Annotated in this window: 12 protein-coding genes and 2 pseudogenes; 13 read left to right on the top strand and 1 reads right to left on the bottom strand. The window is 35.0% G+C overall.

What is annotated here, in order from left to right; genetic code table 11:
- Positions 1-31: 31 nt before the first annotated feature.
- Positions 32-804, bottom strand: a pseudogene (locus MKX65_RS25765) (IS3 family transposase); the annotation flags it as partial.
- Here MKX65_RS25765 and MKX65_RS25760 point away from each other — a divergent pair.
- The 13 genes and pseudogenes from MKX65_RS25760 to MKX65_RS25700 all read left to right on the top strand — a co-directional run bounded on the left by MKX65_RS25760 (position 751) and on the right by MKX65_RS25700 (position 15,537).
- Entirely contained in the window at positions 751-1,533 is a 783-nt protein-coding gene (locus MKX65_RS25760) for a cation diffusion facilitator family transporter (protein WP_340906738.1), read from the top strand. The pseudogene MKX65_RS25765 and the gene MKX65_RS25760 overlap by 54 nt on opposite strands.
- Positions 1,534-2,449: 916 nt before the next feature.
- Complete coding sequence (locus MKX65_RS25755; RefSeq protein ID WP_340906736.1) at positions 2,450-2,644, top strand: hypothetical protein; 195 nt, start codon at positions 2,450-2,452, stop codon at positions 2,642-2,644.
- A 123-nt stretch (positions 2,645-2,767) separates the two neighbouring features.
- Complete coding sequence (istA, locus tag MKX65_RS25750) at positions 2,768-4,333, top strand: IS21 family transposase (RefSeq protein WP_340906734.1); 1,566 nt, start codon at positions 2,768-2,770, stop codon at positions 4,331-4,333.
- Positions 4,330-4,719 (top strand): ATP-binding protein, encoded by a 390-nt coding sequence (locus MKX65_RS25745; protein ID WP_340906732.1) that lies wholly within the window; start codon positions 4,330-4,332, stop codon positions 4,717-4,719. Before istA ends, MKX65_RS25745 begins: the two co-directional genes overlap by 4 nt.
- A gap of 69 nt (positions 4,720-4,788) precedes the next feature.
- Positions 4,789-6,030: a site-specific integrase gene (locus MKX65_RS25740; protein ID WP_251520844.1), complete on the top strand. Its 1,242-nt coding sequence runs from the start codon at positions 4,789-4,791 to the stop codon at positions 6,028-6,030.
- A complete protein-coding gene (locus MKX65_RS25735; protein WP_251520841.1) occupies positions 6,023-7,006 on the top strand; it encodes a tyrosine-type recombinase/integrase in 984 nt (327 codons plus the stop codon). Before MKX65_RS25740 ends, MKX65_RS25735 begins: the two co-directional genes overlap by 8 nt.
- Positions 6,993-8,015 carry a site-specific integrase gene (locus MKX65_RS25730; protein WP_251520838.1) on the top strand — a complete coding sequence of 341 codons (1,023 nt, stop codon included), beginning with the start codon at positions 6,993-6,995 and terminating at the stop codon, positions 8,013-8,015. Before MKX65_RS25735 ends, MKX65_RS25730 begins: the two co-directional genes overlap by 14 nt.
- 122 nt (positions 8,016-8,137) lie before the next feature.
- A pseudogene (locus MKX65_RS25725) lies at positions 8,138-8,569 on the top strand (ATP-binding protein); the annotation flags it as partial.
- Positions 8,569-8,829: a hypothetical protein gene (locus MKX65_RS25720; RefSeq protein WP_340906730.1), complete on the top strand. Its 261-nt coding sequence runs from the start codon at positions 8,569-8,571 to the stop codon at positions 8,827-8,829. The pseudogene MKX65_RS25725 and the gene MKX65_RS25720, both read left to right, overlap by 1 nt.
- Before the next feature lie 1,079 nt (positions 8,830-9,908).
- Complete coding sequence (locus tag MKX65_RS25715; RefSeq protein ID WP_340906727.1) at positions 9,909-11,186, top strand: Nramp family divalent metal transporter; 1,278 nt, start codon at positions 9,909-9,911, stop codon at positions 11,184-11,186.
- A gap of 299 nt (positions 11,187-11,485) precedes the next feature.
- Positions 11,486-12,745 (top strand): cytochrome P450, encoded by a 1,260-nt coding sequence (locus MKX65_RS25710; protein ID WP_160547517.1) that lies wholly within the window; start codon positions 11,486-11,488, stop codon positions 12,743-12,745.
- Positions 12,746-13,001: 256 nt separating this feature from the next.
- Complete coding sequence (locus tag MKX65_RS25705) at positions 13,002-13,373, top strand: metalloregulator ArsR/SmtB family transcription factor (protein ID WP_160547518.1); 372 nt, start codon at positions 13,002-13,004, stop codon at positions 13,371-13,373.
- A complete protein-coding gene (locus MKX65_RS25700; protein ID WP_160547519.1) occupies positions 13,366-15,537 on the top strand; it encodes a heavy metal translocating P-type ATPase in 2,172 nt (723 codons plus the stop codon). The genes MKX65_RS25705 and MKX65_RS25700 overlap by 8 nt, the downstream gene beginning before the upstream one ends.
- Positions 15,538-15,725 lie beyond the last annotated feature (188 nt).

Here is a 15,725-nt window from a genome sequence, read left to right as displayed (position 1 = left end):
TTCATGTCGAAATTTGCTTAGCGTATGTTTTGCGCTTTTTGTTGGTAGGACCCCTAATAGGGCATATAATCTTGAATTTCTTCATAATCCTTCGGATTCGTTTTAAGTTATATTTAATATCAAACTGCCCTTTTAACGTCATCTTAATTTGCCGTGCACCTTTATGACGTCGCTTAAAATGAAAAGCTTTTAAAATATTTTCTTTTAAGATTAAATCTTCTTTTTCACGGCGATCTCTGTTTTCCTGAGATTTCGGAGAAAAATAATGATAATAACCCGAGCGAGAAACACCGGATATTTCGCATAAGTAACTTACCATATTTTTAAGTTCATACTTTTCTATTACTGTACGAATTAAGAGAAATTTCTTTTCCGCTGATACTTTTACTCGTTTCTCTCCAGCCCCCTTTCCATCATGTCTAACTTTTTTAGTAATTCATTTTCAGCTCGCAACAGTTGAATTTGTGCTTCTAATTTTGCATTTTTTTCTTCTAAACTAAGCTCTCTTTTAGTGGGTCTCCCAGAATGATCTTTACGTGAATCTCGAAGGCCCATTACTCCAGATTTATTATAAGCAACACGCCATCTATACGCTGCTCTATTTACTCTAACGATACCAGTGATATCAATATCAAAACCTTTGTCCTCAAAGATCTGTCGTGGTGATTTTCCATTTTCGCTTTCAGCTATAAAAATCCTTTTAAATTCATCAGTATAGGTAATACCTTTTGTACTGACAGATTTGACATATTGATTATTAGAAAGGATTTTTATTTCTTTATCATTGAAGAGTTTTTTTGGCATAAGATTATTCTCCGATTCCCACATTTTTTTTCATTATACATAAAAGTACCCGATAGGGCAGACCTTTTTTTCAGTGTCTACTCTATCGGGTACAGTTTAGCAGAGACTATTGCCTCTTTAATAGCAGCAATAATCATGTTTATAGTAGGACTGCAAGTTGTTACAGAGGCCTTTAAAGAATTTTTTTCTCCTACGGATGAAATACCAGAATTATTTACTGCATTTATAGGTCTTTTCAGTGCCATTTTTATGTATTTTATATATAGATATAACCGTAAATTATCAATGGAACTTAAGAGTAAGGCACTTTATGCAGCTGCACAGGATAACCGTTCAGATGCATTAGTTAGTATTGGTGCTGTTATTGGGATAATTGGTTCATATTTAGGTTGGGGTTTCTTAGATCCTGTTATTGCTGCCATAGTAGGCTTTGTCATTTGTCATACTGCCTGGGAAATATTTAAAGAGGCTGTTCATGAATTAACGGATGGTTTTGATGCTGCGAAGCTGAAAGAGATTGAAGAAGTAATAAAGAATACACCTGGTGTTACCTTAGTTAAGGATTTAAAGGCAAGGGCATCCGGTAACATAACAACTGTTGACGTTATAGTGTTTGTTAAGTCAACTCTTTCGGTTCATGAAAGCCATTTAATAACTAATCGAATTGAACAAAGCCTTCAAGATATTTACAATATCCAAAGGGTCCATATACATATTGAACCTTATTAATATTGTTTTACATTATTGGATTAATTTTGATTGGTAATGAAAATATTGGATGAACAATACAAAGAAAAATGTGTTATAAAGAAATCCTATAGTGGGGGAGACATTATAAAAGATTATGACAAAAAAACCGCATTTCCTGCGGCAGAAAAGAGTAGTTAGTGTTTCATACTTACAACCTATGTATTACTTCTAATATTGTGCTTTAAAATGTAATAATGTCCTAACTTTATTTTCAGGGATAATATCAAAGCACACTCTGGAAGTTGTAAATGCTATATTCTTAAGGATTCTGAGGAGGAAAATGATAAACTGATATTTATATTTGTACAACTTCCACATTCGTCCGTTATTTTAGGAGCAGAATATTTGGTATAAAAGGTAAAAAAAGCTGTCACAAGTCAGAAGTCAGCTTTTTCTGTTTTTATCAACCTAATAAGAAAATTTATCTCTTTACCAATCTTAGTAATATACAATGACAATCGCCTATATCATTGCATAGGATATTAAAGAAATGGGGTGAAAGACACTGAGAGAATATATTCTATAAATTTGACAATGAGGAACAGCTTACCAAGCTTGAAAAAAGAATATCCATTGCTTCTGGATGATATTCGTTGGCTCATTACTAGAGGGAGTTCAAGATGTTCTAAATGAGAAACAAGTATTACAAGTAATTTGGATTCAGACCATAGGGTAATTCTTTGACAGTTATGGTATAACAAAACAAACTCTTTCAAGAGAGGAAACAATTTTGGGTTGACTTAGCAATAATCTCAAATATAGGGATTGGATACAAAGTATTAGGTGGTATTCTTGAGGCTTAACAAGAGAACTAGTTAATAATGAAGATATAGAAAATTTGAAATCATATCTATTTATTCAATAATTAGATATATATTTTCAAGGAGACCGGAAGATGGACAATAATAATTTTATTGAATACGGAGTTTCACTAAAAAAGATTGGCGAGGGATTAGTTCAATCTTCAATATACTCTGTTATTCATATTGGTGAGGATCTAGATATAATGATAGATAAATTAGAACGTCAAGTAACTTCACATGAAACAAATGCTGTCCGATTAGAATCAATAGCCCCTTGTGACTGCTAGAATAAAGTGTACAGTTTTTGCTTGATTAAATGAAACAGATAATTACCCTAATATACCAACAATAAATAATAGCCTGCCACAGTAAAATGATAGTTAGTTATTTTACAAGTGGAGGCCAGTAAGGTGGATAAATGGGAAATGTACATGGAAATCAAGCAACTATTAAAACAAGGTTTTAGCCAAACAAAGATAGCTGAGAAATTGGGGATCTCACGTACAACAGTCTACAGGCACTTAAAGAAGTCGCCTTCGGAGATGGCTGAGTGGGTGGACTCTCTTCAGTACAAAAAGAAAAAATTAGATCCCTATAAAGAACTTATCCTCTCATGGTTGAGGATGCATCCAGATATGTCAGCAGCACAAGTGTTTGATTGGCTCTTAGAAAAATATGAGGATTTAGAAATTGGAGAAAGTACGGTAAGAACTTACGTGAAAGGACTGCGAGAAGAATACAAGATCAAAAAAGAAACAACTCCTCGAATGTATGAGGCAATTCCTGATCCTCCAATGGGAGAGCAGATGCAAGTAGACTTTGGTTATACAAAACAAAAAACAGCAGATAACAAGGAAGTGAAGCTTAGCTTTATAGCTTTTGTCCTATCGCACTCTAGACACAAATATAAAGAGTGGTTGGACCGACCTTTTACTACACAGGATGTTATTCGAGCTCATGAAAATGCCTTTAAGTGGTATGGCGGAAAAACCCGTGAGATCGTTTATGACCAAGATAACTTAATTGTAGTAAGTGAAAATGGAGGAGATTTAATTCTAACCAAGGAGTTTCAACAGTATAAAGAATCTAGGGGGTTAACCCTTCGAGTTTGTCGTAAAGCTGACCCAGAAAGTAAAGGAAGAATAGAAAATGTAGTTGGCTTTATTAAGCAAAACTTCGCAAAGCACAGAGTGTTTCATAACCTTGATTCTTGGAATGAGCAAGGTTGGGAATGGTTAAACCGAACAGGTAACTACAAAATACACAACAGCACAAAAAAAAGACCGGTGGAAGTATTCCTCCTCGAAAAGCAACACTTAAAACCAGTCTCTCGACAAATAGATATTCAAAATAACTATGACACTAGTATAACAAGGAGCGTGCATAAGGACAATACTATTCGGTATCAATCGAATAGATATTCATTGCCCCTTGGCACCTATAACAAACTAGAAGTAGTCTGCATAAAGGAAACAGAAAATAAAGTAATCATTTATACTCCTGATACTGGTGAAATTCTAGCGAAACATTGTATTCCTAATGAAAAAGTTGTGTTAATAAAAGATAAAAAGCATAGTAGAGACCGTTCAAAGGGAGTTGAACCTTTCCTGGAGACTGTAGCAAATAAATTTAATGAGACAGAGATTGCCTATCAGTATTTACAGAAGATCAGAGAAAAGAACCCTCGTTACATTAAGGATCAGTTGCATATCATTTTACGTGAAACAAAAGTAAGCAATAGCGATGTACTGGACAAAGCATTAGCAGAATGTATAAAGAGGAACTTGTTCAGTGCAACAGATTTTAGCGATATCGTTGCCTACGTAAAACGACAACGTCAAGTGCATGAAACAACTAAAAAGGAAATGAAAGAAATTAAACCCCTAAATCAGCTATCTGAATGGGTACTAGAAACAGATGCATATAAAAGAAAAGTAGACTCTTATACGAAATTAATGGAGGAAAATAGGGCATGAGTCAGTTTCAACAACTACAGGAAAAGATGAAAGATTTAAGACTGGTTGAAACAGCGAAGCACCTTCCCTATTTAATTAAAGAGGCAGAGCAAAAGGATCATTCTTATACACAATTTTTATTGGATATAGCTACCTATGAACAAACTTGTAGACAAGCAAAGCAGCTAAATAATCGGTTAAAGTGGGCCAATTTTCCCTTCTATAAAACATTAGAAGAGTTTGATTTAAAAGAACAAAAATCATTAAGCAATAAGAATTTGAATAGACTAAAAGATTTAACCTGGATAGAGCAGCTTTATAATTTAATCCTCTTAGGACCGCCAGGTGTGGGGAATTATGGAAAGTTTTTGTTTATGGTAAGAAATAAGTGTATATGCCCTATTTGAATTGAAATATACGTTTATTTCTTTCCATAACACCTCACAATAGATTTATTAAAATCTAGGAGGTGCCATATGGAAAATCGAATAATCATTGAAGAATTAGTTGCAAATGTTTTATCTGAATTAGAAAGGCTAAATTATGCATATAACACTATTTGTGGATATCGTGCTTTTTACAAAAGAGTAATTTCATTTGCAAATGCAAGAGATGAGTTCTATTTTTCAGAAGCGTTAGGAAGGGCTTTTTTGAAGGAAACATACAATTGTACAGTTAACTATTATCAAGAAGCTATACCTAAAGAACTCAAAGGTCCTATTAGAAGAATTAGAGTTCTAGGCGATTATCAGCTTCATGGTGTGATTATCCGAAGGATTGTAAAAAAGCCAGGATATGTTAAACCACCACAGTTTGAATCAGAACTTACTGGCTATGAAAAGGAATGCGAAAATAACGAGTACTCCAAAAGAGGTCTACGAACACGGATGCAACGTTTGTTCTTTTTCATAGATTATCTTGACAGTAGAGATGTTCAAAAATCGAATGATATTACTGCAAATATAATTTCTGATTATGTAAAAACAATTTATAAGTATCATGAAAAAAGTATTGCATCTATCTTAACAGCCCTTAGGGTTTATTTAAGATTTCTCTATTTTAACCAATATACGGATGAAGATTTGTCTTTAAAAGTTCCTAAACAGAGTAAATATTATTATCCACCTGTTCCTTCTGTCTGGAATAAAGATGATGTTATTCGTATGTTGAATAGTATTGATAGAGGGAACCCAACCGGAAAGAGAGATTATGCGATTCTGCTTCTGGTTGCCAAACTTGGTATTAGGGTTGGTGACATCAAATCCTTGAAGTTATCAGATTTAAACTGGCAATCAAAAAATATAGAAATAAGACAAAATAAAACAAAGAATATCGTGTCATATCCAATATTAAATGATATAGGTTGGGCATTAATTGATTACCTAAAAAATGGGCGTCCTATTAGTAACTCTCCATTCGTTTTTATTCGGATGAATGCACCCTTTGAGGCATTTGGAAGAGACGCTAATCTTCATAATATCATTACAAAATATACCAGACTTTCTGGAATTACTGTTCCTGATGGTAAACGGCAAGGGTTACATTCGCTTCGTCATACTCTTGCGAGTACTTTGCTTGAGCAGGGAACCCCATTACCAGTAATCTCTGAGATCCTAGGACATTTTAATTCTAAATCTACCAATGTCTATCTGCATACAGGAATGGATGGGTTAAGGAAATGTGCCATTGATCCAGAGGAGGTGCTTAAGAATGTCTAAGAAATCTGTAGTGTTTCAAAGTATTCTTGGTCCATTGATTGATGGATACATTGAGGAAAAGAGATCTGTTGGCTATAAGTACAAAAAAGGATCTTCTCTTTTGAAACAATTTGACACATTGGCTGCCAATGAAAACTTAATAGATATAAAACTTTCGAAAGAATTAGTATTTCTTTGGACAGAAAAAAGGCCAAATGAGACTGTCAGTACTAGAAATGGAAGAATCTCTATCATACGAGGGCTCGCTAAATATATGGTTCGTCTTGGGTATCAGGCATACATTTTTCCAGCTGCAACTATTTCGATTGATAGATATTCTTATGTTCCTTACATTTTTTCTGAAATAGAGTTGAAGAACATTTTTACCACATGCGACATTTATCCTTTTTCAGATGTTTCTCCCAACAGACATCTGACCTTACCTTTTCTGTTCCGTATGTTATATGGTTGTGGCCTCCGGATTTCAGAAGCATTGAATTTAAAACTAAAAGATGTTGATTTGGGTAATGGGACTTTATTCATTCGGGATACGAAATTTGGAAAAGAACGAAATGTTCCAATGACAGATTCATTGACGAAGCGTTGTCGTTTGTATGTAAAAGAAACTCATAACCTAAAGTCCAGTGATACTTATTTATTCCAATCCCCTTACGGAGGACATTATAAGGAAAGTACTATATATAACCTATTTAGAGAGATATTGTGGAAGGCTGGAATATCCCATAGTGGAAAGGGACCAAGACTTCATGATTTTAGGCACACTTTTGCGGTCCATTGTTTGAAAAAATGGGTCTTAGATGAAGAAGATATTACGAATCTCCTTCCCTATCTTTCTGCATTTTTAGGACACGTTGATTTAAGAGGTACACAACATTACTTAAGACTGACTGCTGATTTATATCCAAAAATTATTGCATCAGTTGAACAGAATTTTTCAACTTTAATACCGGAGGTATCGTTCAGTGAAACAGACTGATTTTGCCAGAACACTAACACGATTCCTTTCCGATTACCTTCCTAGCCATCGTAATGTTAGTACTAATACGATAAAGTCCTATCGGGATACCTTTAAACAAGTGCTAATTTATTTTAATTTAGAATTGAAAATCAGGCCAGAGTACCTTACCTTTGAAAAAATTAAAGCAGAAAAAATTAGAGACTTTCTCCTTTGGCTTGAAAAGTCGCGTAACGTCGGAATTAACACCCGTAATCAAAGACTAGCAGCAATCCATAGTTTCTACCGTTATGCACAGTCAGAACACCCTGAAAATATATTTGAATGTCAAAAAATATTAGGAATTCCCTTTAAAAAAAGGGAGATAAAGACGGTTGAATTCCTCTCACAGGAATCTTTAAGGTATATATTAGAACAACCTGATACTACCAAGAAAAAAGGGCGTCGAGATTTAACGTTAATGGCTACTCTATATGATACAGGGGCACGAGTACAAGAATTAATTGATTTAAAAACAAGAGATGTCAGACTTACGAAACCAGCCACAATTACTTTAACCGGCAAAGGAAATAAACGAAGAAGTGTACCTATTATGGATAAAACAAGAGTTCTGTTGGAGAATTACATGAAAGAAAACAAACTATTGGAAAATGGAAAACAAGATTATCCACTTTTCTTTAATAGCAATAGACGCGCATTTACAAGGCCTGGAATCACATACATTTTAGAAAAGTATTTAAAACAGGCTAAGGAAAATCATTCAGATGTTCTGTTCTCTGACAGACTTCATCCTCACATGATCAGGCATACAAAAGCTATGCATTTATTGGAGGCTGGTGTAAATCTAATTTATATAAGGGATTTACTAGGACACGTAAATGTTACTACAACTGATATATATTTAAGAGCAAATACGGAAATAAAAAGAAATGCATTAGAAGCCGCATATATGGAGGTTGTGAAGCAAGATACCCCTGTTTGGGATGAGGATACAGATTTATTAAAGTGGCTGGAGGAATTTTGTCGATAGGAATTTTGGAGTATTATGGAAAGATATTTGTTATGCCAGCTACGAATGTTACGCCTAATTACTAATATCTTTCCATAAACAAAAACTTTCGATAATTGCCCTTATGCAAAGCTTTTCATAAGGGTAAAACACACCTGGCAGTAGGATTAGGAATAGAAGCCATTAACCAAGGATTTAAATCGGTATTTATCTCAATGGGTGAATTAGTTCAAACGCTAAAGACAGAAGATATAACGCGCAAATCAAAAGCAAGAATGAAAAGGATTAGGGAAGCAGATTTAGTCATTATTGATGATCTCATGTTCATGGCAATGGATCAGCAGGACGCAAATATGTTCTTTCATCTCGTTAACGATCTATACAACCAATCGTCAATCATACTTACTTCGAACAAGGCACCAAAGGAATGGGGAGAATTATTGGGTGATCAAGCTATCACCACAGCCATTTTAGACAGAATCCTACATCGTGTGGAAATCATTCATTTAAATGATGATAGCTATCGAATGAAACATCGTTCTACCATATTTTGGGAAAACAGTGTTTCAAAATAATGAGCAAAAACTGTTACATTCTACTTGACGGTCACACCCCTCCAAGTATTATAGAAAAAGAGCATTTAGAATTAATCGATTTTTTAAAATACCAAGCAATAAGAAAGAAATATATAATTGAAAACATTAAATTAAGCGGGGAAAATATTAATTTGGAAGAAATCTTTACCGAATTAAAACAATTAGACAATAAGGGATTTAATATTATAATTTTATTTAAATCAATGATTTTAAATTTGTTTAATAGCTTAGAGAGGTGACATTCTAAAAAATGACCTTAAGTCCTAATCTACAAAATTTTTATGGTAAAGAAAATGATAGGTTACTTAAATCCTGTAATTCTGTTTAGTTATTTTGGTTATTTCGATTGTCTTTTCTCATCTTTGTAAGCCCCTTTTTCTAAAGAATTAGGCTGTAAATACCATTGATTCTAAGGCTGCTTCACCATCTTCGAACCATGACCAGATAAGAAAAATTGAACTGCATACTGCTTTTTCTATAGGAGCCAATCCATTGTGTTCATGTTATTAAATGTATTTTACTTATCTTTAAAGAAGAACCATTTTGGGTCTTCTCAAAAGCATCAAGATAACATCTTTCCACCCAGTATGCAATTACTTCGGTACTAGTTTTGAAAATAAATTTACATTCCATAAATGCCACTGCTTCTAAACAAAGTTATTTAGCATGCGCAAATATCGCATAGAATGAAATAGTATTAATTTTATTGGGAAGATATTGATTAACTATTAGGTGTTTTAAATAATCCTAGAGTTTATATGAAACTTTAAAAACTTTTTGAAATGTATTTTTTATCCAAGAATGGATAAATCTATTTTTCATCTTTAACTGTATCTAGATTCTCCGTATGATATACAATAATAAAGCCCCAACTCATATATGAGAGGGGCTTGAGTTATTTCTGTTCTTTGAAATCTTTTCTTCCACCTCTTTTTAATCATTTCGTTTTTCACCTCTATTTTTGTATTCCCTTATTTTAATAGTATTAGTGTTTTTATTATTTAATAAAACATAAGCGAGTGTTACATAAATTTCCAGTGGTCAAAGAAGTCTTTTTTTTGATAACTGAGTAAGGAATAGGTTAATAACACCAATACTTTCTGCAAAATCAGCAACGAAAGCATAACTCTTTTGTTTCTATTTAATAAGTTAGTTCAACATAATCTTCAATAAAAGTCCTGAATTTTCAATATCTTTTTACATTTAAAGTTTAATAATAGTTGCACATAATGGAGTAGGAGCATATAATTTGGTCGAAGGAAACATTTTTATGTTGGACAAAAAAGATAGTAGTTACGCAAAAGAGAGGTGCATCAAGGTGAAATCTAATACAGTGAAACAGCAGGTATTGGCAAAGACAGCTCAAGATGCTTTAAGTGGCAGGACTCATGGATTCAGAAGGTTATTACCGTTTCTAGGACCTGCATTTATAGCAGCAGTAGCCTATATTGACCCAGGTAATTTTGCAACAAATATTGCTTCGGGATCCCAATATGGATACATGTTGCTTTGGGTCGTGTTATTCTCAAACCTAATGGCCGTGTTGATTCAATCCATGTCTGCGAAACTCGGTATTGCAACAGGTAAGAACTTACCCGAAGTAGCTAGAGAACAATTTCCGAAGCCCGTGTCCTTTGGACTCTGGATACAAGGCGAGCTAGTCGTAATGGCAACGGATCTTGCAGAATTTATAGGTGCTGCGCTTGGATTATATTTGCTGTTTGGAATTCCTCTCCTTCCATCAGCGATAATAGCGGCAATTGGTTCTTTTGCAATCCTTGAACTACAAAGAAGAGGTGTAAGATCTTTAGAGGCGGGTATTGCGGGGCTTGTTTTTATTGTTGTTATTGCTTTTGGAATTCAGGTATTTTATGCAAAGCCAGAAATCGGCCCTTTTTTGACTGGATTATTTATTCCAAAATTTGAAGACGTAAACAGCGTCCTACTTGCTGCTGGAATTCTCGGAGCAACAGTTATGCCACATGCTATTTATTTACACTCGGCACTTACGCAACGACGGGTTATTGGTAGAAATGAAGAGGAGCGTAAAATGATTTTCCGTTTCGAGTTTATTGATATTATAATTGCAATGGTAATTGCAGGGGCTATCAATGCAAGCATGTTAATAATAGCTGCATCTATGTTCTTTGAAAATGGATTAATTGTTCAGGATTTAGAAGTAGCTTTTGAACAGCTGGGGATCTTAATTGGTCCTTTTGCAGCTATTTTGTTCGGTATCGGTTTGCTTACAGCAGGTTTATCAAGTTCCACGGTTGGTACCATGTCTGGTGATGTTATTATGCAAGGGTTTATAAGGAGAAGAATTCCATTATACTTAAGACGCCTAATAACCGTTACACTCCCACTTATCATCATTGCAATGGGAATTAATCCAACAAAAGCGCTTGTAATGAGTCAGGTTATTCTATCATTTGGAATTGCATTTGCGTTGGTTCCATTAGTTCTATTTACAAGCAATCATAAACTAATGGGTGGTTTAGTTAATAAAAAGATTACGACAATTACAGCATGGGTCTTGTCTTTTGTTATCATTGCACTAAATATATTTCTCCTTTACCAATCTTTCTTTCGATAATAAAGAATAAACAGACAGCACCCCATAAAGTTAATGTTCCCCCAATATTGGGCAAACATTGACTTTATGGGGTGTCTTTATATGCAAAAATATGCTCGAATATGAATTTTAAAATTAACAACGGACATTAGCCATTTAACTTATCCATAAAGATTATACCTACCTGACCAATAGCAAACTGATATTCTCGTTAGAAGAAAATTACTGCTAACCAAATGATACATACAGGACGAACACCGAGTAAAAAATAAAAAGTTACAAAAAATAAACTCATCCTGATGAAAAAGGAGTTGAGTAAAATGTCAGATACGAATCAAATGCCTCGAGAAGAAGGAATAGATCATAGCTTAAGTCTTATTAGAGAAGGTTACTTGTACATTTCAAACAGGTGTCAAAGTTTCAATTCTAATATTTTTGAGACCAGATTGCTTGGGAAAAAAGCAATCTGTATGGTAGGAAAAGATGCTGCGCAAGTTTTTTATGACAATGAAAAATTCATGAGGGAAGATGCTGCACCCAACCGTGTAGTGCTAACGTTGTTTGGAAAGAATGGTGTTCAGGCTTTAGATGGAAAGTCCCATCAACATCGCAAGGAAATGTTTATGTCTATCATGTCTCCTGAAGGACTTAATAAACTCAAAGATATAACAAAGCACCAGTGGGAGAAAACACTAGATAAATGGGAACAGATGGATAAGGTTATTCTTTACGAAGAAGCGAAGGGAATTATGTACAGAGTCGCCTGCCAATGGGCTGGTGTCCCGATTCAAGAAGACGAAGTAAACAGATGGACAAGAGACTTGGGGGCGATGTTTGAGTCGGCAGCTGAAGTTGGTCCAGCTCACTGGCTAGGGAGAAATGCACGGAATCAGGTAGAAAAGTGGGTAGGTGAACTAATCGAAAAGGTTCGTGATGGAAAAGTAACTCCTCCAGAAGATACGGCGTTACACAGATTTTCCTGGCATCGTGATTTGGATGGGAATCTTCTGAATACGGAGATCGCTGCTGTGGAAGTAATTAATATCTTGAGACCCATTGTTGCAATTGCTATATTCATAAATTTCATTGCATTAGCAGTATACCATTATCCAGAAGAAAGGGAGAAACTTAAATCTGATGATGGTAAATATGCTCAGATGATTGTACAGGAAGTTCGACGTTTTTATCCGTTTTTTCCGTTTGTAGGGGCGCGGGTAAAAAAAGACTTCACTTGGGGCGGCTATAAATTTGAAAAAGATACTTTAACATTGCTCGATCTTTATGCCACTAATCATGACCCGGAAGTATGGGGAAATCCTGAAAAATTTAATCCTGAGCGGTTCGCGGATTGGGATGATAGCCCCTTTAGCTTCATACCACAGGGTGGGGGTGATTATTCATTAGGTCATCGCTGTGCTGGAGAGTGGGTGACCATTGAAGTCATGAAAGTGAGTCTTGATTACCTAGCTAATCGATTGGAATACGAGGTTCCTGACCAGGATTTAAGTTACAGTATGGTGAGAATTCCTAGTATTCCCCATAGCAAAATAGTGCTAAAGAGTGTAAAGCGAAAGATATAATTACACTACATTATTCGAATGATAACCTTATTAAGCTCGCCAGACGTGCTAATATTAATGAGAGAGTTGAAAAGACAAAGTCCGTTTTTCTTTAACAAAGAGAGAATCGGGCTTTTTCAATTGTTGAACTTCTTTTTGCCATTAGTAGCAACTTACAATCGTAATTAAATAACAATCAAATATATATTTGACTATTTGTTTGTTGTGACTTAAAATAATATTCAAATAGATGTTTGATTGAAAAGAGGTGATAAACTTGAAAAATGATGGATGTGAAGTTACCTGTATAGATGAAGAAAAAGTCAATAGAGTAAGAAATGTATTAATCCAACAAAATTCATTGGACGTAGCTAAAATTTTTAAAGCTTTGTCTGATGATACGCGGATTAAGATTGCATTTGCTCTTTCATTAGAAGATGAATTATGTGTATGTGATGTAGCCAATATTGTGGGTGCTACAAATGCTGCAACATCTCATCATTTGAGGTTACTTAATAATCTTGGATTAGCAAGGTATCGCAAAAAAGGAAAGTTAGTTTATTATACATTGGATGATGATCATGATCATGTAAAGCAACTAGTACAAGTTGCATTTGCACATCAGAAGGAGGCTGTGAAAAATGTCTAAAGCAAAAGCATTAGAGAATGAAAAAAATGTGTACCGCGTTCAGGGATTTACATGCGCAAATTGTGCAGGGAAGTTTGAAAATAATGTTAAAAAACTTCCGGGAGTTCAGGATGCAAAAGTAAATTTTGGCGCATCAAAAATTTCCGTTTACGGGGAAACAACGATTGAAGAATTAGAAAAAGCAGGTGCATTTGAGAATCTTAAAGTGACATCGGAGAAAACTGTAGGACCATCTTCAGAAAGGGGGAGAGAGGAAAAAGAGGTTAAAGAAGAGAAAGTCCCTTTCTATAAAAAACATAGTACTTTGCTCTATTCAGCCTTATTCGTTGTCTTTGGTTACCTTTCCGCAAATGTAAATGGGGATGAGAACATTGTAACTGCATTATTATTTGTAGCATCCATGTTAATCGGAGGATTACAGCTCTTCAAAGTTGGTTTACAAAACTTATTACGCTTTGAATTTGACATGAAAACCCTGATGACAGTAGCAGTTATAGGTGGTGCGATTATAGGAGAGTGGGCAGAAGTTGCCATTGTTGTCATATTATTTGCGATCAGTGAGGCTCTTGAACGCTTCTCTATGGATAAAGCCAGACAATCGATTCGTTCGTTAATGGATATCGCTCCAAAGGAAGCCCTTGTTAGACGGAATGGAAAAGAAAGTATGATCCATGTGGATGATATTGTGGTTGGAGATATTATGATCGTCAAACCTGGTCAAAAGATTGCTATGGATGGTTTGGTTGTAAGTGGGTACTCTGCAGTTAATCAAGCAGCGATTACAGGTGAATCCGTCCCTGTTGCCAAAACCGTTGATGATGATGTTTTTGCAGGTACTCTAAATGAAGAAGGATTACTTGAAGTAAAAATAACCAAACTTGTAGAAGATACAACCATTTCTAAAATTATTCATCTGGTAGAGGAAGCACAAGGTGAACGCGCTCCTTCGCAAGCATTTGTGGATAAATTTGCGAAATATTACACACCGATCATCATGGTCATTGCAGCATTAGTTGCGATAGTCCCTCCTTTGTTCTTTGATGGTAGTTGGGAAACATGGATTTATCAAGGTTTAGCTGTTCTTGTAGTTGGTTGTCCTTGCGCGTTAGTTATTTCAACTCCGATTTCTATTGTTTCAGCGATTGGGAATGCAGCGAAAAAAGGTGTACTAATAAAAGGAGGTGTTTATTTAGAAGAAATGGGTGCCTTAAAAGCCATTGCATTCGATAAAACAGGTACCTTAACAAAAGGTGTTCCAGTAGTAACTGATTTTAATGTGGTAAATAAACAGGTAAATGAAAAAGAAATACTTTCTATCATTACTGCATTAGAGTATCGTTCTCAACATCCACTTGCCTCTGCGATCATGAAAAAAGCTGAAGAGGAGAACATTAGTTATTCTGATATTGTAGTAGAAGACTTCTCTTCTATTACGGGTAAGGGTATCAAAGGAATTGTAAACGGGATGACTTATTATATTGGTAACCCGAAACTCTTTAAGGAATTAGCAACTTCTAATTTCGATAAGAACTTAGAGCAAAATGTAACAACTCTACAAAATCAAGGAAAAACAGCGATTGTAGTTGGAACTGATAAAGAAATACTCGCTGTTATAGCGGTAGCTGATGAAGTACGTGAATCAAGTAAAGAAATTATTCAAAAGCTACATCAACTTGGGATCAAAAAAACAATTATGCTTACAGGTGACAACAAAGGTACTGCTAATGCTATCGGAGGGCAGGTTGGAGTATCAGAAATTCAGGCTGAACTGATGCCTGAGGACAAATTAAATTATATTAAACAAATGAGATCTGAGTACGGTAACGTAGGGATGGTTGGAGATGGTGTCAATGACGCTCCGGCGTTGGCAGCTTCTACAGTTGGGATTGCTATGGGTGGGGCTGGTACAGATACAGCGTTGGAAACGGCAGACGTTGCACTAATGGGAGATGATTTAAGAAAACTTCCATTTACTGTGAAACTAAGCCGTAAATCTTTAAATATCATCAAGGCTAACATTACCTTTGCAATCGCTATTAAATTAATTGCGTTGTTACTAGTCATTCCGGGTTGGTTAACTCTTTGGATCGCCATTCTTTCTGATATGGGAGCAACCCTTTTGGTAGCGCTAAATGGATTACGACTTATGCGAGTGAAAGAATAAAGACAATAGTGGCTTTCCAGACAAAGTGGAAAGCCCTTTTCTTGCAATGATTGTATTAAAAAAATAAATTAAATCAATTCTAATAAAGATGTAAAGGTTGGGTATAAGTAAAACATCAGTATTTATATTACATAACGGTGTCATGTGATTTTATCTTTAACTATAATTCTTTTCAATCACCGAAGGAG

Origin of the sequence: Robertmurraya sp. FSL R5-0851, from assembly GCF_038002965.1 — a bacterium.
Lineage (GTDB): Bacteria > Bacillota > Bacilli > Bacillales > Cytobacillaceae > Robertmurraya_A > Robertmurraya_A beringensis.
Note: the sequence above shows the minus strand (reverse complement) of the source record. Positions and strands in the feature narration are given on the sequence as shown.

What these genes read in the sequence shown, in the direction of transcription:
- MKX65_RS25755 (WP_340906736.1), top strand. Translation starts at nt 2,450, where the DNA reads ATGGACAATAATAATTTTATTGAATACGGAGTTTCACTAAAAAAGATT.
- MKX65_RS25745 (WP_340906732.1), top strand. Translation starts at nt 4,330, where the DNA reads ATGAGTCAGTTTCAACAACTACAGGAAAAGATGAAAGATTTAAGACTG.
- MKX65_RS25740 (WP_251520844.1), top strand. Translation starts at nt 4,789, where the DNA reads ATGGAAAATCGAATAATCATTGAAGAATTAGTTGCAAATGTTTTATCT.
- MKX65_RS25735 (WP_251520841.1), top strand. Translation starts at nt 6,023, where the DNA reads ATGTCTAAGAAATCTGTAGTGTTTCAAAGTATTCTTGGTCCATTGATT.
- MKX65_RS25720 (WP_340906730.1), top strand. Translation starts at nt 8,569, where the DNA reads ATGAGCAAAAACTGTTACATTCTACTTGACGGTCACACCCCTCCAAGT.
- MKX65_RS25710 (WP_160547517.1), top strand. Translation starts at nt 11,486, where the DNA reads ATGTCAGATACGAATCAAATGCCTCGAGAAGAAGGAATAGATCATAGC.
- MKX65_RS25700 (WP_160547519.1), top strand. Translation starts at nt 13,366, where the DNA reads ATGTCTAAAGCAAAAGCATTAGAGAATGAAAAAAATGTGTACCGCGTT.